This is a genomic window from Mesorhizobium sp. CO1-1-7 (assembly GCF_020164885.1).
Classification (GTDB): domain Bacteria; phylum Pseudomonadota; class Alphaproteobacteria; order Rhizobiales; family Rhizobiaceae; genus Mesorhizobium; species Mesorhizobium australicum.
The window spans coordinates 49,563-69,453 of record NZ_JAIUHA010000004.1 but is presented as its reverse complement, the minus strand read 5'-3'; the positions used below and the strand labels follow the sequence as shown (position 1 = coordinate 69,453).

The following is a 19,891-nucleotide window of genomic DNA, read 5'->3' as shown; positions in this document are numbered from 1 at the left end:
TATCTAAGTGGTGTCACCTGCTTCAAGGGGTGATTTGGTTGTTCTTGCTGCGAAAGGAAATACACTGAGAACAGCACTGCGGAAGAAGGCCGACATAGTGCCTTCGCCGGCCAGGATCAGCGTAGACGACGCCGTGTCCCGTGCCATCAAGACAGTCCTTGCCAGTCTGGAAGACTCCAAGGCCGAAAACATTGTCTCAATCGACATTCAGGGGAAATCGAGCCTCGGCGACTACATGGTCGTTGCGTCGGGCCGATCGCACCGTCATGTCGCGGCTGTCGCCGACCATCTCCTTAAGGCGCTCAAGGATGCCGGTCTCGGCACCGCGCGCGTCGAGGGACTGTCAGGCGCCGACTGGGTCCTGATCGATTCTGGCGATATCATCGTCCATGTCTTCCGTCCCGAAGTCCGCGAATTCTACAATCTCGAAAAGATGTGGCAGGCGCCGGATCTCGAGGAAGAGACCCTCCACTAAGCCCTTCGCGGGGCTTATAGAGGCGAGGATGAAGATTTCAGTTCATGCCGTGGGCCGAATGAAAGCCGGCCCCGAGCGGGAGTTGGCCGACCGCTATTTCGAGCGGTTCGCCAAGAGCGGACCCGGCGTGGGGCTCGAATTCGCCGGAATCACCGAGATCGTCGAGGGCCGCGCGCAGAGCGCCGCCGAGCGCCAGCGCGACGAAGGTTCGCGGCTGCAGGCACAGCTGCAGCCAGGCACGGCCCTCATCCTGCTCGACGAGCGAGGCAAGAGCCTGTCTTCACAGGATTTCGCCGGCCGTCTGGGACAGTTGCGCGACGGCGGACGCAAGGCGCTGGTCCTCGCCATTGGTGGCGCCGACGGCCACGATCCGTCGCTGCGCGGCCAGGCCGAGCTGGTGATGTCGTTCGGGGCGCTCACCTGGCCGCATCAGCTGGTGCGGGTGATGCTGGGTGAACAACTCTACAGGGTGGCGACGATCCTGTCGGGTCATCCCTACCACAGGTCCTGAAAGCCGCCGGATCGCACCGAATTTGGCCCCAAATGCCGCGCAAGATTCGACGTGGGCCTGTTTTTCCGTTGCATTGCGTTATTGCGAACCCTTTGGGCGACAGGCGCTAACATGGTTGATGATTCGTTAACGAAGGCGCGGATAGAATCGATCGCGAATGTCTGAAAGCTGGAAATCGACGACGGGCCCATCGACGGGAGGCTCCTGGCGCGTGCGCTGCGGTATCGCCGCGGCGGCGACGCTTCTTTCGCTGCATGCGGTGCGGGCCGAAAACACGCTCGACATGGCGCCCGATCCGGACCAGAGCCGTGCCGAATACGAGCAGGTTTCGAAGGAAATAACGCTGTCGTCCGAACGGCTGGCCAAGCTCGCCGCCGACATCGCCGCGGTCAAGAAGGACCACGCCTCGATCACCGCGGCACTCATCCAGTCGGCGATGACCGAGCAGAAGCTCGGCCAGGACATCGAGGACATCGGCGCCAAGCTGGAAGGGCTGAAGGGCCAGCAACAGAAGATCCGTACTTCGCTGGCGGCGCGGCGCGATGTGCTGGCCGAAGTGCTGGGCGCCCTGCAGCGCATGGGGCTCAACCCGCCGCCGGCGATCCTGGTCAAGCCGGAAGATGCGCTGTCGTCGGTGCGCAGCGCCATCCTGCTCGGCGCCGTGGTGCCTGAGTTGCGCCAGCAGACCGACAGCCTGCTGGCCGATCTCAAGGAGCAGACCCGGGTGACGGCTTCGATCGAGGCCGAACGGGCGCGGCTGACGGCGGCGGTCGGCGATCAGATGGCGGAGAAGAAGCGGCTCGGCATGCTGCTCGAAGCCAAGCAGAAGCTCGAGACCGACGCCAAGGCGCAGATGGCGGCCGAACAGCAGCGTTCCGAGCAATTGGCGGCCAGAGCCAGCAGCCTGAAGGATCTGATCGCCTCGCTCGAAGCGCAGGCAGACAAGAACCGCAAGGCGGCGGATGCCGCAAAGGCAGCCGCCGCTGGCCAGGCCGGCGGCACCGAGCCCGGTGGCGACCAGACGGCATCGCTGCCGGTTCCCGAAGGCAACAGGTTGACCGCCGCGGCGCCTTTCTCGGCACTGCAAGGACAGGTCGCCCTGCCGGTCACCGGCCGCATCAAACTCAGGTTTGGCGCCGACGACGGTAACGGCGCCTTGATGCTTGGGGACATGGTTGCGACACAATCGGGAGCCATCGTTACCGCGCCGGCGGATGGGAATGTGCTTTATGCGGGGCCGTTTCGCTCCTACGGTCAACTCTTGATCCTCAATGCCGGCGACGGTTATCATGTCGTCTTGGCTGGGATGAGCAGAATCAGCGTCGCGACTGGCCAGTCGGTGCTTGCAGGAGAGCCGGTCGGCGCGATGGGAGAAGCCCGGGTGGCAAGCACCTCGGTTTCGAAGAATGGAAATGCCACGCCGGAGCTCTATGTCGAGTTCCGCAAGGATGGAAAACCCGTCGATCCGGCCCCATGGTGGGCGGACCGTTTTTCTGGAAGGACGTGAAATGATGCGGAAACTGTCGCTTCTGTTTGCCGGTGCGCTGATGGGCGCGTCCGCCATGAGCCTTGTCTATGGCGCACCCGGCTCGGCGGCGAACGCTGCGGGGTCGGAGACTTACAAGCAACTGGCGATCTTCGGCGACATCTTCGAGCGGGTGCGGGCGCAGTATGTGACCCCGCCCGACGACAAGTCGCTGGTCGAGAACGCCATTAACGGCATGCTTTCCTCGCTCGACCCGCACTCCTCCTACATGAACGCCGAACAGGCGCAGGACATGCGCGTGCAGACCAAGGGCGAGTTCGGCGGCCTCGGCATCGAGGTCACCATGGAGAACGACCTGGTCAAGGTGATCACGCCGATCGACGACACGCCGGCCGCCAAGGCTGGTGTGCTGGCCGGCGACTATATCGCCAAGATCGACGGCGAGGAGGTTCGCGGCCTGACGCTCAACGACGCGGTCGACAAGATGCGCGGCCTGGTCAACACGCCGATCAAGCTGACCATCCTGCGCCAGGGCGCCGACAAGCCGATCGAGCTGACGGTGGTGCGCGACATCATCAAGGTCAAGGCGGTCAAGTTCCGGGTCGAGAACGATATCGGCTACATGAAGATCACCTCCTTTACCGAAAAGACCTATGACGACCTCGAGAACGCTATCGAGACCATCAAGAAGCAGGTGCCGGACGACAAGCTGAAGGGCTATGTGCTCGACCTGCGCCTCAATCCGGGCGGCCTGCTCGACCAGGCGGTGAGCGTGTCGGACGCCTTCCTCAAGCGCGGCGAGATCGTCTCGACGCGCGGACGCGATCCAAAGGACGTCACCCGCTTCGACGCCAAGCCCAAGCAGACCGACGACATCAACGGCAAGCCGATGATCGTGCTCGTCAATGGCGGCTCGGCCAGCGCTTCGGAAATCGTCGCCGGCGCGCTGCAGGACCTGCGCCGCGTCACGGTGGTCGGCACGCAGTCCTTCGGCAAGGGCTCGGTCCAGACCATCATCCCGCTGGGCGAGAATGGCGCGCTCAGGCTGACGACGGCGCTCTATTACACGCCATCGGGCAAATCGATCCAGGGCAAGGGCATCACGCCCGACATCAAGGTCGACCAGCCCCTGCCGCCCGAACTGCAGGGCAGGGACCTGACGCGCGGCGAATCCGATCTCAAGGGCCATATCAAGGGCGCCGACGAGAGCAAGACCGGCTCGGGTTCCGCGGCCTATGTGCCGCCGGATCCGAAGGACGACCTGCAGCTCATCTATGCCGAGCAGCTGCTGCGCGGCCAGAAGACCGATCCGGCCTTCCCGCCCAATCCGGAAAAGGCCGTGCTCAACCAGTAAGGCAACCGGTCTGGCCGGTTGAACGAAGCAATGCGATGCTGCCGGGACCGAAAGGTTCCGGCAGTTTGATTCGGGGGGCAGGACCAGGCCTCCAGATATGGCGCCCAGGCGCCAGGATTGATGAATTCGTGCATGTGTTGCCGAAGGAGGTCGCCTTCGGAACCTTGCATCGGGGATAGGGCTTGGCTGATATCGGCAAGGACATCGAACGCCCGCTTGGACAGGCCGTCCGGGCGCCTCGCGCCGCCGGCAGGATCAGCGTCGGTGTGATCGCGGCGAGCGCGATCGTGCTTGCCGTGGTCGGCGTCTCGGCCGCGATCGCGTTCAGGGAAAAGCCGTTTCGAAAGCCGCAGGAAGTCGCCGTCTCGACGCCGAAAGTGACCGCGGCGGCCGAGCCCGCCGCGTCGCCTCCCGCATTGGCCCCGGCGGCGACGCCAAAGGTGGAGATGCCGGCCAAGACGGGCGGTCCGCAGATCATTCATGTGCAGACCGAAGAAGGCGATGGCCCGCCAAAGGCGGCAATCGTCATTCGCGATCCATCGACCGTCGGCCAGAACCTCAAGATCGCGCATATTCCCGACAGGGCGCTGATCGAAACCAGTGAAACCGGGCCCTTGCCGATGCGCTCCGCCGACGGAAGGCGACCGTTCGACGTCTATGCGCGGCCATGGTCCGGCACGCGTGGCGCGCGTGTGGCGATCATCATCGGCGGGCTCGCGGTTTCACAGACTGGTACCCAGGCGGCGATCGCCAAGCTGCCGGCGGAAGTGACGCTGGCCTTCGCGCCACAGGGCAACAGCATCGGCCGCTGGATGCAGGCTGCAAGGCAGAGCGGCCACGAGGTCGTCATGCAGGTGCCGCTCGAGCCGTTCGACTATCCCAAGGTCAACCCCGGCCGCAACACGCTGACGGTGGCGGCGAGCGCGGAAGAAAACCTGAAGAACCTGCACTGGGCGCTGTCGCGGACGACGAACTATACCGGTGTCATGAACTATATGGGCGCGCGGTTTTCCGCCGACTCCGCGGCGATGGAGCCGTTCATGGCCGAACTTGGCAAAAGGGGCCTCGCCTATATCGACGACGGCTCGTCGGCGCGCAGCTTGGCTCCGGACATGGCGCTGAGGAATGGCGTCCCTTTCGTCGCCGGCGACACGGCGATCGATGCGGTGCAGGATCGCGGCGCCATCCTGAAGAAGCTCGACAGTCTCGAAGCGACCGCGCGTGCCAAAGGCACGGCCGTCGGCATCGGCTCGGCTTTCGACCTGACGGTCGACACGGTCTCGTCATGGGTGGCCGAGGCCAAGAAGCGCGGCATCGAGATCGTGCCGATTTCAGCGGTGGCCGTCGATCCGCAAAAAGGTTAGCCAAGGCCTTCGGAAGGCGACTGGAGAGACTAAGTGATGCCGCAGACGAAAAAAGTCGACCGCGAAACGCTGCCCTACCGACCCTGTGTCGGGCTGATGATCCTCAATGGCGAGGGGCTGGTCTGGGTCGGGCATCGCATTGCCGAACCCGACAGCGAGTTCGCCGGCACGACGCAGCTCTGGCAGATGCCGCAAGGCGGCATCGACAAGGGCGAGGAGCCGTTGCAGGCCGCCGAGCGCGAGCTCTACGAGGAGACCGGCATGCGCAGCGTCTCGCTGTTGGCAGAAGCGCCGGACTGGATCAACTATGACCTGCCGGACCATCTGGTCGGTATCGCCTTCAAGGGGCGGTATCGCGGCCAGACGCAGAAATGGTACGCCTTCCGCTTCCATGGCGATGCCAGCGAGATCCAGATCAATCCGCCGCCGGGCGGCCACACAGCCGAATTCGACAAATGGTCATGGCGGCCGATGCAAGACCTGCCCGACCTGATCGTGCCGTTCAAGCGCAAGGTCTATGAAGAGGTGGTGGGGGCGTTCCGTCACCTTGTGCCATAGCTGGACGGGCTCCGGCCGCGGTTCAAACGCCCGCGGTTGCCGCGCCGGTTCGACCGCCGTATTGATTTGATGTCTGTCCGTCACAAGAAGGGCCGCCATGTACGACGCCCCCAAAAGATCACTGCCCGAGGAAGCCGACGCCCCGAGCGAGGCTGCTGCCGGGGCTATCCTCACCATCGATCTTGGCGCGATCCGTGAAAATTACCGGCGACTCAAGGCGCGGCTGGGCGGCGTGCGCTGCGCGGGCGTGGTCAAGGCCGACGGCTACGGTCTGGGTGCGAGCCAAGTGGCATCGGCGCTGATGAAAGAAGGCTGCGACATCTTCTTCGTCGCTCTGCTGGCCGAAGGAATCGCGCTCCGCAAGGCGATCGGGGCAGGACCCGAGATCTATGTGCTGAACGGTCTGCCGCCAGGCTCCGAGGGGGAAGCGGTCGCGTCTGGTCTCTGCGCGGTCATCAACAGTGGCGCACAGTTGAGAGCCTGGCGCGCGGCGGCACATCGCGTTGGCCAAAGACTTCCGGCCGCGATCCAGGTCGACAGCGGCATGTCGCGACTTGGCATGGCACCGCCCGAAGTCGAGGCCATGGCCGGCGATGCCGCCGCGTTCGATGGCGTCGCCATCAGGTATGTAATGAGCCACCTGGCCTGCGCCGACGAGCCGCACCATCCCGCCAACGAACAGCAGCGGCGGGCCTTCGAGCGGTTGCGTGCCATGCTGCCCGGGGCATCCGCCTCGCTCGCCAATTCCTCCGGCATCTTTCTGGGACCGTCCTACCATTATGATCTCGCCCGGCCTGGCGCCGCGCTCTATGGCATCAATCCGACGCCTGCCGAACCCAACCCGATGCTGCCCGTGGTGCGGCTGCAGGCCAAGGTGGCGCAGACGCGCAGCGTCGAAAAGGGCACCGGCGTCGGCTATGGCCACACCTACCATGCGGAAGGGCCGCTCAGCCTGGCGACGATCTCGTTCGGCTACGCGGATGGCTGGCTGCGCCGGTCCGCGTCGGCCGCCTGGTTCGAGGGGGCGCGCCTGCCCTTCCTCGGACGCGTGTCGATGGATTCGATCATTCTCGACATCTCGGCCCTGCCGCCCGGCAAGCTTCGCGAAGGGGATCTCGTCGAACTGCTCGGCCCTTCGCAAAGCGTCGACGACGCTGCCGGCCATGCCGGCACGATCGGCTACGAAATCTTGGCCAGCTTCGGAACGCGGTTTCACCGGCGCTATGTCGGCGGCTGAGCGGTTTGGCCGCGCTTGACAAGCGGACGCCTGTCGGCAAGGTTCGGCGCATGAGCAACCTCGCTTGTAGCACAACCTTGTTTAGGGTCTGCCCGATCGCGGGATCGTAGCCCCGGCGCGGCCGCCTTCCGGCGTCCGTCCGTACCGGGGCATCCATACATCCACATCGCCATCAAGCCGAACAGCCCTTCGCGGCTGCCGGCCTTTCATCACGCCGCCGCCAGTGCGGCGGCAGGCGAGCATCCGTTCGATGCGCCGATCCATGAGGTTTGCCATGCAACATGCAAAAGAACTGCGTCCAAACAGCCATATTCTGATCAGCGAAGCCGACCATAACAGGCTGACCGGCCTGGCGAGGGCGTTGCTCGATCGCGCGCCCGAGACGGCCGAGGAGCTGCTTTCGGAAATGGACCGGGCCGTCGTCACGAACGCGGCGGCGATGCCGGCCGGTGTGGTGCGAATGGGCTCGACGGTTATGGTGCGCGGCGAAAGCGGGGACATCCAGCGCATCATGCTGGTCTACCCGGGCGAGGCCGACATAGCCAAGAATCGGATCTCGGTGCTGACGCCGATGGGAACCGCGCTCATCGGCGCGAGCGTTGGGCAGGCGGTTTGCTGGAACGGTCGTGGTGGTCGGGAACTGTCCGTGACCGTCGAAGCCGTCGATACGCCGGCTTCCGGCCCGCAACGAGCTTGAAGGCGGAGGCGGTGATGACGAGCACGGATTGCTGCCTGACGACGAAGGACTTTGCCGTTCTCGAAGTCATGCTGGAGCGCCGGCGGGCATTCGCGGATCCGATCGTGCGCATGCTCGAACACAAGCTTTCATGCGCCGATGTCGTGCCGATCGATTCGGTCGGCCCCGACATCGTCACGCTGAACAGCAGGGTGGTGTTCGGCGTCGATACCGGTCCCGCGGAGACGCGAACCCTGGTGCAGCACGAGGTGCGCGGGCCGGTCGGCTCCAGCCTGTCGGTCGCAACGAGGCGCGGACTCTGCATGCTTGGCATGGCGCAAGGCCAGACTGCAATGGTCGAACACGCCGACGGCCGGCGGGAGTGGATCCTGATCCGGGCCGTGCTCTACCAGCCGGAGGCTGCCCGGCGCACGGTCAGGCAGAAACACCAGGCTGACGCGCAGCGACCGCACGGGCTCAGGCTCGTCTACAGTGCCGCAGCCGATTGGAGGCCTCTTGGCGAGACGGCCGGAATGCGGCAGACAGAAGACGACGACCCCGGTCCCTCGGCGGCGTGAATGGGCAACAGCGCGTGGTCTCGAAGATCGGCATCGATTTTCGCTCGGGATCATGCGCAAATCGAAAAATACGGCCGCGTCCACGGGCGTCCTGAGGACGCTCGGCGCGGCAAGGAGTGAATGATGAAAATCATGGTGCTGGGCAGTGGCGTGATCGGGGTGACCACGGCCTATTATCTCGCCGAGGCCGGCCACGAGGTGACGGTGATCGACCGCCAGAAAGGGCCGGGGCTGGAAACCAGCTTTGCCAATGCCGGCGAGATTTCGCCCGGCTATGCCTCGCCTTGGGCCGGGCCCGGCATCCCGCTCAAGGCGATCAAGTGGCTCTTGATGAAGCATGGTCCGCTGGTGGTGCGGCCGGCCTTCGATCCGCATATGTGGACGTGGCTGGTCAAGATGCTGCGCAACTGCACCGCCGAGCGCTACGCGATCAACAAATCGCGCATGGTGCCGCTGGCGGAATACAGCCGCGACACGCTGAAGGCGCTGCGCGAGGCGACCGGCATCGCCTATGACGAGCGGACGCAGGGCACGCTGCAGCTGTTTCGCACGCAAAAGCAGCTCGACGGCACATCAGGCGATGTCGAGGTGCTGAAGAAATATGGCGTGCCCTATGAGGTCCTTGATCCCGACGGCTGCATCACGGCGGAACCAGCGCTGGCCGGGGTGCGTGAAAAATTCGTCGGCGGCCTGAGACTGCCGGGCGACGAGACCGGCGACTGCAAGATGTTCACCGACAGGCTGGCTGAGCTCTGCGTGGCGCGCGGCGTGAAGTTCGAATACGACACGACGATATGGCGCGTCATCCGCAGCCGCAACCGCGTCAACAATATGAGCACCAGCAAGGGCTGGCTGACCGCCGACGCCTATGTGATGGCGCTGGGCAGCTATTCGGCTGGTTTCATGCGCCGGATGAAGCGACCGATCCCGGTCTATCCGGTCAAGGGCTATTCGATCACGGTGCCGATCAAGGACGCCGCCGCCGCACCGGTGTCGACGGTGATGGACGAAACCTACAAGGTCGCGATCACCCGGCTCGGCGATCGCGTCCGCGTCGGCGGCACGGCCGAGATTTCCGGCTTCGACCTCAGGCTGCATGAATCGCGTCGGCGCACGCTCGAACACTCGGTCGGCGACCTGTTTCCGGGAGCCGGCGCGATGCGCGATGCGACGTTCTGGTGCGGGCTGCGGCCGATGACGCCGGACGGACCGCCGCTGATCGGCCGCACGGAGCTGTCCAACCTCTATCTCAACACCGGCCATGGCACGCTCGGCTGGACCATGGCCTGCGGCTCGGCCAAGGTTCTGGCCGACATCATCTCCAACCGGGTGCCCGATATCGACGTGCGTGCCTTGGCCCAGGAGCGTTACCTGAAATAGCCGCCGCGCGTCTCGCGCTTGTCGTTGCCCCGGAACCGGGGCGATATCAGAACGCCTGCCTGACCCACGCCTCGTCGAACAGCAGCCGGTAGGCCCACGGGATCGTCACATTGGTGGCGACCGGGTTCGAGTGGACGAGGTAGTCGTCATAGACCGGCTTCATCCTGGCATAGATGGCGCGGTCGAGCACCATCATGCCGTTCTCCGAATCGTGGAAGAAGCTGCGGTTGTTGAGGTTGACCGAGGAGATGGCAACCAGCCTTTCATCGATCATCATGATTTTGGAATGCAGCACCACGTCAGGCGCCTTGAACTCGCGGATATCGATACGGTCGCCATATTTCTCGACGAACAGCTTGTTGAGCGCGGTGAGAAACCTGCCCCCGATATCGCCCTTGAGGTCGATGCGGCCGACGATATCGATCCTGACGCCGCGGGCGAGCGCCCGGTCAAAAGCTTTGGCGAGGCTGGGCGTCAGATTGAGGTAGGGGTTGACGATCTGGATATGGTGCCGGGCGGCATCGACCAGTTCGACGAAATAGGCCTCCAGCGCATGGTCATCCTCATAGGGCATCGAGATGAAATGCCGGGCATTGCCCCGGGGGCCATCTCCGCGGACCGGGATGGAGAAGGGGCGCGCCAGGTTGGTGTCGGCGTCGCGCAGCCATATCGTCGACAGCTGCGCGGCGAGCGTCTCGACCGTCGCCCGGTCGGCGAACTCGATGTCGAAGTCGCTCCAGTTCGAGTAGTAATTCAGCGAAAACCCGTCGGTCTTGCCGTATTGCTCGAGGTCCGGATAGCGCGACAGATCGATCGGCTGGTGGAACAGGAAACCGTCATGGATGTTGCGGCCGCCGATGATGACGCGCGAGCGCGCGGGGTCCTGCGCCAGCGTGGCCAGCATCTTGACATGATGGACCTTGTGCAGTTGTGAAATCTGCTCGTCGATCGGCGCGCCGTGGTCCGCCCGCCAGCGATATTCCTGCAGCTCCACATTGGGGAATTCGGCGGCCAGCCGGTGCAGCATGGCGTCGTCCTTTTCGCGCTCCAGCACGTCGGTGACTATGATGCGCACCTTGGTGCCAAGCGCTGCATGATGGCGGATCAGCCGTTCGATGACGCGCCCGGAAAAGTCGGCCTTGAATTCCAGCGAGGACAGATAGATCAGCTTCAGCCTTGGCGCCTTCGAGAAATCGAGCGGCAGTTCCGGATCGCCCTTGTCTATTGCCGCATTGGACAGCGGCGCGCCCATCAGCGCCTCGACCTTGGCGTTGAAGCCGTCGCGCGACTTGCGCAGCAGCCTGGGCTCGCCGATCGGCATGGCGCAGGTCTGCGACAGCCAGCGGCTGGCATAGAAGGCGCGCTCGAGCGCATCGAGGCCTGCATCGCCGGGGACTGGGCAGCGCTGGTAGCGGCTGTCCAAGCTGGCAAGCGCCGGATCCGCGGTTTCTTCACGCCGGATGGTGAGCGGTGTACCGGTGGGCGCAAGGCTGGAGCGGATCCTCGCCGTGCACCGGTTCAGGCCGTCGCCCGGGAACAGGCTGACCGTGTCGTCCTCGCCGGAGAGGTGAAAGTGGAATGCCGCGCCGGCGGCGATGGTGCGTGAGGCTCCGCCAGCGCGGAGCGCCACTGCGCCGTCGCAACTGCCTTCGATGTCGGCCGGCTGTTTGCCCGCCTGGCGCACGACGATCTCGGTGCTGCGTGCCTGCAAGCCGGAGAAATCGAAAATCCCGGGGGCCGAGGGCCGCGCCGCCGCATCGATATAGAGCGTCTGCCGCGACACCCGCCAGCGGCCGTCGAAATGACCGTCGCCGCTGCCCCCACCGACCGGCGGCAGATGAGCGTTGGCGACTGGTCCGGCCAGGTGCTGGAGCGTCGAATAGGTCGCCTGGAAATCGCGGTTCTGGACATCGAGGCGGTTGCGCCCGAAGGGGCCGGTGCCGTTGGCACGGTCCATGGCGCCGAGCTGGTTGTGGGCGAGCAGTGCCAGGAACCGTCTTTCATAGTCGCTGCCGCCGTCATTGCCGAAGAACTGCTCAGCCGCGACCCGCGACCCGGGCGTGCCAGCCGACAGCGAGGGCCGTGCGCAAGCCTCCTGCCCGGCCGATAGGTCGCAGGCATTGCGGCCCGCACCGCAGCCGGCAAGGGCGGCCAGCCCGAACAGGGCGAGGATGGCCGTGCGGATGTTCACCCCGTCGCCCCGGCCTTCATGACGCTCAACTGCGCCGGGTCGCGGGGCGGCATGAAACCTTGCGGGAAAACCTTGCAGACAGGGATGGCGAAGGTGGCGATCAGCAGGTCCGCCTTGCCGCGCATCTTGCGGGGCGCCGTCATGTCATCGCGATCGCCCTCGCCGAGGCGACAAGGGCGCCGTCGCAGTCGCAATGGTTGCGGCGGGCGATGTAGCAGGCATCATGGGTTCGGCAAACGGCGTCGAGGCGATCGACAGGCCGGGCCGACAGATCGCCGGTGCGGGTGCCGGGACCGCAGTAATTGCCGATGACGAAAGGCGAGGGACGCGCCATGGCGTAGCGGATCGGTTTCGGCAATTCGGCTTCCGGAACTTTTGTCCATGGGTTGGCGCATGCGGAGACGAACAGCAGCGGCAGGATGGCAAGAACGGCTCGCATGTCTATCCGCGCCAGCTTTCTGAAAGATTTCCCCACCCGACCTGTCCCATGGCCGGCGACCGCACGCCTGATGCCACACTGGTCGGTTTTGTGGCAAGGAAAAGGCGGCGTGCGTGATCCAGGCCCGCGTTATTGTGATGTCGGCACCCTGCCTGAAGGGCGCGAAACCCGCAGGCATCTGGGCGAAATCAGGTAAACAACCCCCGCTCCCGTTCCACCGCCTTGGTGATGAAGGAGGCAACGATCTGGACGCGGCGCAGCGGTCTCACCGATTCGTGATAGACCAGCCAGTAGGCGCGGCGGATGGGCGCGACCACATCGACGGCGACCAACTCCGGCATCGAGCGGGCGACGAAGGTGTGCAGGATGCCGATGCCGGCGCTCGAGCGCACCGCTTCGGCCTGACCAAGTGCGGAGGAGATGGCAAAGCTGGTCCGCCAATCGGCGCTGAATTCGGCGGCGTAGTCGAGCGACGGGCTGACGATCAGGTCAGGCACATAGCCGATGAGGGTGTGCTGGCCAAGTTCGGCGGCGGTTTTGGGCAGGCCATGCGCGTCGACATAGCCGCGGGAGGCAAACAGCCCGAGCGAGTAGTCGACCAGTTTTCCCGCCACCAGCCGGCCTTCGGTCGGCCGCTCGACGGTTATGGCAATGTCGGCCTCGCGTCGCGACAGGGAGAAGGAGCGCGGCACCGGGACGAGCTGGATGGTGAGTTCGCGGTGCTGGGCGGTGAGTTCGCCCAGCCGCTTGGCCAGGAAAGCGACGCCGAAGCCGTCAGGCGCGCCGATGCGCACGGTTCCGGACACGTCGTCGCCTTCGCCCGATATGGTCGAGCGGGCGGCGATCATGCCGCCCTCCATGCGCTCGGCGATGTCGAGGAAGCGCTCGCCGGCCGGGGTCAGTTCGCTGCCGGTGGTCAGCCGGCGGAAGAGTTTCGTGCGTAACGCGTCTTCAAGGGCCGCGATGCGGCGCGAGACCGTGGCGTGGTTCAGCTCCAACCGCCTGGCGGCGCCAAGGATCTGGCCGGCCCGCGCCACGGCGAGAAAGATGCGGACGTCATCCCAGTTCATGGCGTTCCCCTGATGGAGATCTCGGGCGAGTATTTGCGAGAATTGATGCTCACGCGTCAATCGATATCTATTTTATGCACAACGGTTGCGTTCTCCCTCGCGTTGCCATCGGCCGGCCAAAGGCGGACAATGCGACATCACAACCCAGGGAGAGAAATCATGATCGACTACGGTCATTTCATCGGCGGCAAGCGTGTCGCCGGCACCAGCGGCCGCAAGCAGGACGTCATGCAGCCGATGGACGGCACTGTGCGCGGCACGGTGGCGCTGGCCTCGCAGGCGGAATTGCGCGCCGCGGTCGAGAACGCCAAGGCCGCACAGCCCAAATGGGCCGCGACCAATCCGCAGCGCCGCGTGCGCGTGCTGATGAAGTTCCTCGAACTGGTCGCCCGCGACTATGACGAACTGGCCGAGATCCTTGCGCGCGAACATGGCAAGACCATCGCCGACGCCAAGGGCGACATCCAGCGCGGGCTGGAAGTGGTCGAGGTCTGCATCGGCGCTCCGCACATGATGAAGGGCGAGTTCACCGACGGCGCCGGCCCCGGCATCGATGTCTATTCGATGCGCCAGCCGCTCGGCGTCGTCGCCGGCATCACGCCGTTCAATTTCCCGGCGATGATCCCGCTGTGGAAGATCGCGCCGGCGATCGCCTGCGGCAACGCCTTCATCCTGAAGCCTTCGGAGCGTGATCCGGGCGTGCCGATGCGCATTGCCGAACTGTTCATCGAGGCCGGTCTGCCGGCCGGCATCCTCAATGTCGTCAACGGCGACAAGGATGTCGTCGACGCCATCCTCGACGATCCCGACATCAAGGCCATCGGTTTTGTCGGCTCGACGCCGATCGCGCACTACATCTATTCGCGCGGCACGGCGGCTGGCAAGCGCGTGCAGTGCTTCGGCGGCGCCAAGAACCACATGATCATCATGCCCGACGCCGACATGGACCAGACCGTCGACGCACTGATCGGCGCCGGTTACGGCTCGGCCGGCGAGCGCTGCATGGCTATCTCGGTGGCCGTTCCGGTCGGCAACGACACCGCCAACCGGCTGATGGAAAAGCTGATCCCGCGCGTCGAAAGCCTGAAGGTCGGCCCCTCGACGGATTCGGCGGCGGATTTCGGCCCGCTGGTTACCGCTCAGGCGCTGGAGCGCGTCAAGGGTTACGTCGACACCGGTGTCAAGGAAGGCGCCAAGCTTGTCGTCGACGGCCGCGGCTTCAAGATGCAGGGCTATGAGAACGGCTACTATATGGGCGGTTGCCTTTTCGACAATGTCACGGCCGATATGCGCATCTACAAGGAAGAGATCTTTGGGCCGGTGCTCTCGGTGGTGCGCGCGCCGACCTATGAGAACGCCATCAAACTCGCCAACGATCATGAGATGGGCAATGGCGTCGCCATCTTCACCCGCGATGGCGACGCCGCGCGCGACTTCGCCAGCCGTGTCCAGGTCGGCATGGTCGGCGTCAACGTACCGATCCCGGTGCCGATCGCCTATTACACTTTCGGCGGCTGGAAGGCGTCTTCCTTCGGCGACCTCAACCAGCATGGCCCGGACGCGTTCCGCTTCTACACCAAGACCAAGACGGTTACCTCGCGCTGGCCGTCCGGCATCAAGGACGGCGCCGAGTTCGTTATCCCGACGATGAATTGACCGGACGCTTTTTTATCTGGTCTTCCTCGCTGCAGGGCGGATGAGAAGATCGATTGAACCTGAGGCCTAAGTCCCCGGACTTAGGCCTTTTGTTTTTGCAAACGCTAATGTGATGGAACCGGTGGGGGATTGCGCGACTTAGGGCTGCAATCCTGCCGTGGAGGAGGCGCGGCAGACAACCAGGGCGCCGACGGCGGGCCGGTGGCATTGCATCGTCCGGCGCAAGGAGGTGTCAAATGACACGACGTCTTACGGCGACAATGTTCGTTGCGGCGATGGCGATGTGCTCGTGCGCTGCTCAGGCAAATGCAGCTGGGCAATGCGCGCCACGCGCCGATATCGTGAAGGCGCTCGGCGAGAACTTCCACGAAAGCGAAGCCGGGCGCGGCCTGATCAACCCCAATGTGGTCCTCGAGGTCTTCGTTTCGGAACAAGGCAGCTGGACGGTCCTGGCTTCCGACACGAAAGGCCAGAGTTGTATCCTGTCGGCTGGCGAAGGCTGGGACAGCCCGACACTCAAGGCGGCCTTGCCGGGCGCCTGAGCGATTTGCCTTCGCGCTCTTGCAACTAGCGCGTGGCGGCGACCTCGGCATGGCCGCGCAGCAGTGCCATCAGTTTCTTGGCGTCCTTGGCGGCGCCTTCCTCATCGCCGTCCAGGATCGAGCGGATCAATGCAACATGGTGCTCGGCGGATTCCGCCAGCCCGGTGTCGGCCTTGTAGCGGAACCAGAAGCGGCGACTGTGTGTCTGCAGCGGGGCGGCCAGCCGGGCGGCGAACGGGTTGTCGGCGGCCAGCGCCAGCGCCTCGTCGAGCGCCTTGTCGGCCTGGATGAAGGCGAGCACATTGCCTGATATCACTGCTTTCTGCATGGCGAGCGCCGCCTCGTGGAACAGGTCGGCGGCCTCGCGGGTGACGAAGCGTGCGGCCGAACGGGCGAGCACCACCTCGACGCCGCGCCTTGCGTCGAGCACGCGCAGCCAGTCGCCGGGGTGCAGTGGCGCGATCGCGATGCCGGCGCGGGGCCTGACGTCTAGCAATCCCTCCCAGGCCAGCCGCTGGATCGCCTCGCGCACCGGCGTGCGGCCGAGCGCCAGCCGCTCGATCAGGGACCCCTCGGTGACAAAACTCGCCGGGGCCAGTTCGAGCGTGACGATCATGTTTTCGAGGACGCGATAGGCCTTGGTCGCCGCGGGCTCCGACACGATGCTTGCTTCCATGGATATCAAAGGCTCTCTCCTGATATATCTAGAATATATCATAACAGATTCCGCATTGACAGCAGCTTTCCTAACAGATATACGGCTGATATATCAGATGGAGAGATAGCTATGTGGACCGGAGTTTTCCCCGCCGTCACGACCAAATTCACCGCCGACGACCGGCTCGATCACGCCGAGATGGAGCGCTGCTTCGGCCTGCAAATGGATGCCGGCTGCGATGGCATCATCGTCTGCGGCTCGCTGGGCGAGGGACCGATGCTGTCGCCTGACGAGAAGATCGAGGTGCTGAAGACCGCGCAGAAGATCGCTGGCAAGAAGCCGGTGCTGCTGACGGTCAACGAGGCCGGCACCCGCGAGGCCGCCAGTATCGCCAAGCGCGCCGCCAAGGAAGGCGCCAATGGGCTGATGGTGGTGCCGAGCCCGATCTACCACACCAACGCGGAAGAGACGGTGGCGGCGCTGCGCGCAGTGGCGGAAGCCGGCGACTTGCCGGTCATGATCTATTCCAACCGACTCGCCTACCGCGTCGATGTAAGCGTCGACCAAATGGAGGAGCTGGCGTCGGACAAGCGCTTCGTCGCCATCAAGGAATCCTCTGACGACATCCGCCGCTCGACCGAGATCATCAACCGCCTGGGCAGCCGCTACGACCTGTTCACCGGCGTCGACAACCTGGCCTTCGAGGCGCTCTCCGTGGGTGCCATCGGCTGGGTGGCCGGTCTGGTCACCGCCTTCCCGCGCGAGACCGTCGCCATCTACCAGCTTATGAAGCAGGGGCGCCGCGAAGAGGCGCTCGCCATCTACCGCTGGTTCCGGCCGCTGCTCGACCTCGATGTCTCGACCTATCTGGTGCAGAACATCAAGCTTGCCGAAGTGTTCGCAATCAACACCAATGACCGCGTGCGCATGCCGCGCATGCCGCTGTCGGGCGAACGCCGCAAGGCTGTCGAGAAGATCATCAAGGATGCGCTGGCGGCGCGGCCGACACTGCCGCAGTTCTAAAGAGGGTGGCGGCAGCCAGATGAGAGGCAGCGCCCAGGTGCAAGGAAAGTCCAAATCGACAGACAAGGGGCGGCGCTCCTCATCCGCCCTGCGGGCACCTTCTCCCCGTGAACGGGGAGAAGGGAGAGACATCGCCATCGTCGGTGGCGGCATCATCGGCATTTGCGCGGCTGCCTTCCTTGCCGAGGCGGGACTGGACGTCACGCTCTTCGACCGCACGGGTATCTGCGAGGAGACGAGCTCCGGCAATGCCGCCGCCTTTGCCTTCTCCGACGTGTTGCCGCTGGCGCACAAGGGCGTGATCCGGCAGCTGCCAAAATGGCTCGCCGATCCACTCGGCCCGCTCAGCATTCCGCCCGCCTACCTGCCGAAGCTGCTGCCTTGGCTGATCCGGTTCTGGCGCGCCGGCGCGCCTGGGAAATACGAGGCGAGCCTGACCGCGCAGGCCGGCATGATGAAGCTTGCCGAGGCCGAATGGATGGATCTGCTCGATCGTTCCGGCACCCGGCCGATGCTGCGCGAGGACGGTTCGCTCGAACTCTACGAAGGCGAGGCCGAGTTCCGCGCCTCGCTGTCGGGCTGGGCGGCGCGCGAGCGCTTCGGCATCGGCTTCCGCCATGTCGAGGGCGAGATCCTGGCGGACCTGCAGCCGGGGCTGTCACCGCGCTTCGTCAAGGGCACTTTCGTGCCTGGATGGAAGACGGTCGCCGATCCAAAACTGCTCGGCAAGGCGGTGTGGGCGTACGCGCAGTCCAAGGGCGCCCGCTTCGAGATGGCCCGCATCGACCGCGTCGCCGCGGATCAGTATGGCGCGACACTGACGCTGGCCGACGGCACGAGCAGGCAAGCCGGTCACATAGTCATTGCCGCGGGCGCCTGGTCGCATCTGCTGGCGCGGCAACTCGGCGATCGCATTCCGCTGGAGACCGAACGCGGCTACAACACGACGCTGCCGACGAGCGCCTTCGACGTGAGGCGACAGTTGATCTTTTCCGGCCATGGCTTCGTCATCACCCCGCTCGAAACCGGCCTGCGTGTCGGCGGTGCCGTGGAACTCGGCGGCATCGAGCGGCCGCCCAATTTCAACAGGTCGAAGGCGCTCTTGCGGAAGGCGCGGGAATTCCTGCCGGGGCTCGATCCCTCGGGCGGGCGCGAATGGATGGGGTTCCGGCCCTCCCTGCCGGATTCGGTGCCCGTCATCGGCAAGGCGGCGCGAAGCCAGTCCGTGATCTACGCCTTCGGCCACGGCCATCTCGGCCTGACGCAGGCCGCGGCAACCGGGCGGTTGATCAGGGAATTCGTTCTGGGGCAGACTTCATCCGTTGATCTGGCCCCCTTCAGTCCACAACGGTTTTGATCTCGAGGAGCGACATGGCCAAGAAATCCTTCTTCTGCATCGACGGCCACACTTGCGGCAACCCGGTGCGGCTGGTCGCCGGCGGCGGCCCGCTGCTGCAGGGCTCGACCATGATGGAGCGACGGGCACATTTCCTGGCCGAATACGACTGGATCCGCACCGGCCTGATGTTCGAACCGCGCGGCCATGACGTGATGTCAGGCTCGATCCTCTACCCGCCGACGCGCGAGGATTGCGACATCGCCATCCTGTTCATCGAGACGTCCGGCTGCCTGCCGATGTGCGGTCACGGCACCATCGGCACGGTGACGATGGCGATCGAACATGGGCTGATCAAGCCGAAGACGCCGGGTGTGCTGCGGCTCGACACGCCCGCCGGCCTGGTCATCGCGGAATACAAGCAGGTCGGCGAGTATGTCGAGGAGGTGCGCATCACCAACGTGCCGTCCTTCCTTTATGCTGAAGGACTGGCGGTAGAATGTCCGGGGCTCGGCGAGATCACCGTCGATGTCGCCTATGGCGGCAATTTCTACGCCATCGTGGAGCCGCAGGCGAACTATCGCGATATGGCCGACTATTCCGCCGGCGACCTCATCGCCTGGAGCCCGGTGGTGCGGCAGCGGCTCAACGAGAAGTATTCCTTCGTGCATCCGGAGAATCCCGGGATCACCGGGTTGTCGCACATGCTGTGGACCGGCAAGCCGACGGTCGAGGGAGTCGATGCCCGCAATGCCGTCTTCTACGGCGACAAGGCGATCGACCGCTCTCCATGCGGCACCGGCACCTCGGCGCGCATGGCGCAACTCCATGCCAAGGGCAAGCTCAAGGCGGGGGATGCGTTCGTCCATGAATCGATCATCGGCTCGCTGTTCAAGGGCAAGGTTGAAAAGGACGTCACCGTCGCCGGCAAGCCGGCCATCATCCCTTCGATCGGCGGCTGGGCCCGCATGACTGGACTGAACACGATCTTCATCGACGACCGCGATCCGTTCGCGCATGGTTTCGTGGTCAAGTAGGAGAATCCTGACCCTGCGGAAAGGAGTGTGACGAAAAACGAACCGTGTCAGGAACGCAACGATTCCTCTCATCACCTAATTTTGACGGTGATTTCTTCGAAACGGAGCGCATGATGCGGCTCAATCGTCAAAGACATTGCGTTATGCCAATGATAGGGTCCGCGATAGTCCAGGGGCTGGGTGCGAAAAACGGGCGATCGGGAAGACGTGACTTGCAAACACGCGGAGCGGTCAAAAAAATCACGTTGCAATCCGGGCTCGAAACTTTACGACTAGGGGAAATACGAAAAGGAATGCGTCTGCATGGGCGACATTCCAGG

Annotated in this window: 20 protein-coding genes; 15 read left to right on the top strand and 5 right to left on the bottom strand. The window is 64.6% G+C overall.

What is annotated here, in order from left to right:
- Positions 1 to 97: 97 nt before the first annotated feature.
- The 10 genes from rsfS to LB516_RS09560 all read left to right on the top strand — a co-directional run bounded on the left by rsfS (position 98) and on the right by LB516_RS09560 (position 9,619).
- Complete coding sequence (gene rsfS, locus LB516_RS09605) at positions 98 to 475, top strand: ribosome silencing factor (protein WP_015315198.1); 378 nt, start codon at positions 98 to 100, stop codon at positions 473 to 475.
- A gap of 28 nt (positions 476 to 503) precedes the next feature.
- Positions 504 to 986: a 23S rRNA (pseudouridine(1915)-N(3))-methyltransferase RlmH gene (gene rlmH, locus LB516_RS09600; RefSeq protein WP_140616598.1), complete on the top strand. Its 483-nt coding sequence runs from the start codon at positions 504 to 506 to the stop codon at positions 984 to 986.
- Between the two features lie 157 nt (positions 987 to 1,143).
- Complete coding sequence (locus LB516_RS09595) at positions 1,144 to 2,493, top strand: murein hydrolase activator EnvC family protein (protein ID WP_224719406.1); 1,350 nt, start codon at positions 1,144 to 1,146, stop codon at positions 2,491 to 2,493.
- 1 nt (position 2,494) lies between these two features.
- Positions 2,495 to 3,826 carry a S41 family peptidase gene (locus tag LB516_RS09590; RefSeq protein ID WP_015315201.1) on the top strand — a complete coding sequence of 444 codons (1,332 nt, stop codon included), beginning with the start codon at positions 2,495 to 2,497 and terminating at the stop codon, positions 3,824 to 3,826.
- Between the two features lie 182 nt (positions 3,827 to 4,008).
- On the top strand, positions 4,009 to 5,190 hold the full coding sequence (locus tag LB516_RS09585; RefSeq protein WP_224719405.1) for a divergent polysaccharide deacetylase family protein: 1,182 nt from the start codon (positions 4,009 to 4,011) through the stop codon (positions 5,188 to 5,190).
- 36 nt (positions 5,191 to 5,226) lie between these two features.
- Positions 5,227 to 5,748, top strand: a complete 522-nt coding sequence (locus LB516_RS09580) for an RNA pyrophosphohydrolase (RefSeq protein ID WP_140662582.1) — start codon at positions 5,227 to 5,229, stop codon at positions 5,746 to 5,748.
- Positions 5,749 to 5,845: 97 nt separating this feature from the next.
- Entirely contained in the window at positions 5,846 to 6,985 is a 1,140-nt protein-coding gene (alr, locus tag LB516_RS09575) for an alanine racemase (protein ID WP_224719404.1), read from the top strand.
- Between the two features lie 274 nt (positions 6,986 to 7,259).
- Positions 7,260 to 7,682 carry a nucleoside diphosphate kinase regulator gene (gene rnk / locus LB516_RS09570; protein ID WP_224719587.1) on the top strand — a complete coding sequence of 141 codons (423 nt, stop codon included), beginning with the start codon at positions 7,260 to 7,262 and terminating at the stop codon, positions 7,680 to 7,682.
- A 14-nt stretch (positions 7,683 to 7,696) separates the two neighbouring features.
- Positions 7,697 to 8,239 (top strand): nucleoside-diphosphate kinase, encoded by a 543-nt coding sequence (locus LB516_RS09565; RefSeq protein WP_140616604.1) that lies wholly within the window; start codon positions 7,697 to 7,699, stop codon positions 8,237 to 8,239.
- 123 nt (positions 8,240 to 8,362) lie between these two features.
- Complete coding sequence (locus tag LB516_RS09560) at positions 8,363 to 9,619, top strand: D-amino acid dehydrogenase (protein WP_224719586.1); 1,257 nt, start codon at positions 8,363 to 8,365, stop codon at positions 9,617 to 9,619.
- A 46-nt stretch (positions 9,620 to 9,665) separates the two neighbouring features.
- Here the strand turns inward: LB516_RS09560 and LB516_RS09555 are convergent, their stop codons facing one another.
- From LB516_RS09555 to LB516_RS09540, 4 genes are all read right to left on the bottom strand, one after another.
- Positions 9,666 to 11,810 (bottom strand): phospholipase D-like domain-containing protein, encoded by a 2,145-nt coding sequence (locus tag LB516_RS09555; RefSeq protein ID WP_224719403.1) that lies wholly within the window; start codon positions 11,808 to 11,810, stop codon positions 9,666 to 9,668.
- Positions 11,807 to 11,953: a hypothetical protein gene (locus LB516_RS09550; protein ID WP_224719402.1), complete on the bottom strand. Its 147-nt coding sequence runs from the start codon at positions 11,951 to 11,953 to the stop codon at positions 11,807 to 11,809. The genes LB516_RS09555 and LB516_RS09550 overlap by 4 nt, the downstream gene beginning before the upstream one ends.
- Positions 11,950 to 12,249 (bottom strand): hypothetical protein, encoded by a 300-nt coding sequence (locus LB516_RS09545; protein WP_224719401.1) that lies wholly within the window; start codon positions 12,247 to 12,249, stop codon positions 11,950 to 11,952. The genes LB516_RS09550 and LB516_RS09545 overlap by 4 nt, the downstream gene beginning before the upstream one ends.
- Before the next feature lie 188 nt (positions 12,250 to 12,437).
- Positions 12,438 to 13,319, bottom strand: a complete 882-nt coding sequence (locus LB516_RS09540; RefSeq protein ID WP_224719400.1) for a LysR family transcriptional regulator — start codon at positions 13,317 to 13,319, stop codon at positions 12,438 to 12,440.
- A 159-nt stretch (positions 13,320 to 13,478) separates the two neighbouring features.
- Here LB516_RS09540 and LB516_RS09535 point away from each other — a divergent pair, with 159 nt between their 5' ends.
- Positions 13,479 to 14,975: a CoA-acylating methylmalonate-semialdehyde dehydrogenase gene (locus tag LB516_RS09535; protein WP_015315211.1), complete on the top strand. Its 1,497-nt coding sequence runs from the start codon at positions 13,479 to 13,481 to the stop codon at positions 14,973 to 14,975.
- Between the two features lie 236 nt (positions 14,976 to 15,211).
- Positions 15,212 to 15,517: a hypothetical protein gene (locus LB516_RS09530; RefSeq protein ID WP_224719399.1), complete on the top strand. Its 306-nt coding sequence runs from the start codon at positions 15,212 to 15,214 to the stop codon at positions 15,515 to 15,517.
- A 25-nt stretch (positions 15,518 to 15,542) separates the two neighbouring features.
- On the opposite strand, the gene LB516_RS09525 is transcribed toward LB516_RS09530, so the two are convergent.
- Positions 15,543 to 16,235: a GntR family transcriptional regulator gene (locus tag LB516_RS09525; protein ID WP_051041241.1), complete on the bottom strand. Its 693-nt coding sequence runs from the start codon at positions 16,233 to 16,235 to the stop codon at positions 15,543 to 15,545.
- A 69-nt stretch (positions 16,236 to 16,304) separates the two neighbouring features.
- Here LB516_RS09525 and LB516_RS09520 point away from each other — a divergent pair, with 69 nt between their 5' ends.
- The 3 genes from LB516_RS09520 to LB516_RS09510 are packed head-to-tail and all read left to right on the top strand — an operon-like array spanning position 16,305 to position 19,571.
- Entirely contained in the window at positions 16,305 to 17,198 is an 894-nt protein-coding gene (locus LB516_RS09520) for a dihydrodipicolinate synthase family protein (protein ID WP_015315214.1), read from the top strand.
- A gap of 19 nt (positions 17,199 to 17,217) precedes the next feature.
- Complete coding sequence (locus tag LB516_RS09515) at positions 17,218 to 18,555, top strand: NAD(P)/FAD-dependent oxidoreductase (RefSeq protein WP_224719398.1); 1,338 nt, start codon at positions 17,218 to 17,220, stop codon at positions 18,553 to 18,555.
- Between the two features lie 14 nt (positions 18,556 to 18,569).
- On the top strand, positions 18,570 to 19,571 hold the full coding sequence (locus LB516_RS09510) for a 4-hydroxyproline epimerase (RefSeq protein ID WP_224719397.1): 1,002 nt from the start codon (positions 18,570 to 18,572) through the stop codon (positions 19,569 to 19,571).
- The last annotated feature ends 320 nt before the right edge of the window (positions 19,572 to 19,891 follow it).

What these genes read in the sequence shown, in the direction of transcription:
- LB516_RS09545 (WP_224719401.1), bottom strand. Translation starts at nt 12,249, where the DNA reads ATGCGAGCCGTTCTTGCCATCCTGCCGCTGCTGTTCGTCTCCGCATGC.
- LB516_RS09520 (WP_015315214.1), top strand. Translation starts at nt 16,305, where the DNA reads ATGTGGACCGGAGTTTTCCCCGCCGTCACGACCAAATTCACCGCCGAC.
- LB516_RS09530 (WP_224719399.1), top strand. Translation starts at nt 15,212, where the DNA reads ATGACACGACGTCTTACGGCGACAATGTTCGTTGCGGCGATGGCGATG.
- LB516_RS09595 (WP_224719406.1), top strand. Translation starts at nt 1,144, where the DNA reads ATGTCTGAAAGCTGGAAATCGACGACGGGCCCATCGACGGGAGGCTCC.
- LB516_RS09590 (WP_015315201.1), top strand. Translation starts at nt 2,495, where the DNA reads ATGATGCGGAAACTGTCGCTTCTGTTTGCCGGTGCGCTGATGGGCGCG.
- LB516_RS09540 (WP_224719400.1), bottom strand. Translation starts at nt 13,319, where the DNA reads ATGAACTGGGATGACGTCCGCATCTTTCTCGCCGTGGCGCGGGCCGGC.
- alr (WP_224719404.1), top strand. Translation starts at nt 5,846, where the DNA reads ATGTACGACGCCCCCAAAAGATCACTGCCCGAGGAAGCCGACGCCCCG.
- LB516_RS09565 (WP_140616604.1), top strand. Translation starts at nt 7,697, where the DNA reads ATGACGAGCACGGATTGCTGCCTGACGACGAAGGACTTTGCCGTTCTC.
- LB516_RS09550 (WP_224719402.1), bottom strand. Translation starts at nt 11,953, where the DNA reads ATGACGGCGCCCCGCAAGATGCGCGGCAAGGCGGACCTGCTGATCGCC.
- LB516_RS09560 (WP_224719586.1), top strand. Translation starts at nt 8,363, where the DNA reads ATGAAAATCATGGTGCTGGGCAGTGGCGTGATCGGGGTGACCACGGCC.
- rlmH (WP_140616598.1), top strand. Translation starts at nt 504, where the DNA reads ATGAAGATTTCAGTTCATGCCGTGGGCCGAATGAAAGCCGGCCCCGAG.
- rnk (WP_224719587.1), top strand. Translation starts at nt 7,260, where the DNA reads ATGCAACATGCAAAAGAACTGCGTCCAAACAGCCATATTCTGATCAGC.
- LB516_RS09510 (WP_224719397.1), top strand. Translation starts at nt 18,570, where the DNA reads ATGGCCAAGAAATCCTTCTTCTGCATCGACGGCCACACTTGCGGCAAC.
- LB516_RS09535 (WP_015315211.1), top strand. Translation starts at nt 13,479, where the DNA reads ATGATCGACTACGGTCATTTCATCGGCGGCAAGCGTGTCGCCGGCACC.
- LB516_RS09525 (WP_051041241.1), bottom strand. Translation starts at nt 16,235, where the DNA reads ATGATATATTCTAGATATATCAGGAGAGAGCCTTTGATATCCATGGAA.
- LB516_RS09515 (WP_224719398.1), top strand. Translation starts at nt 17,218, where the DNA reads ATGAGAGGCAGCGCCCAGGTGCAAGGAAAGTCCAAATCGACAGACAAG.
- LB516_RS09580 (WP_140662582.1), top strand. Translation starts at nt 5,227, where the DNA reads ATGCCGCAGACGAAAAAAGTCGACCGCGAAACGCTGCCCTACCGACCC.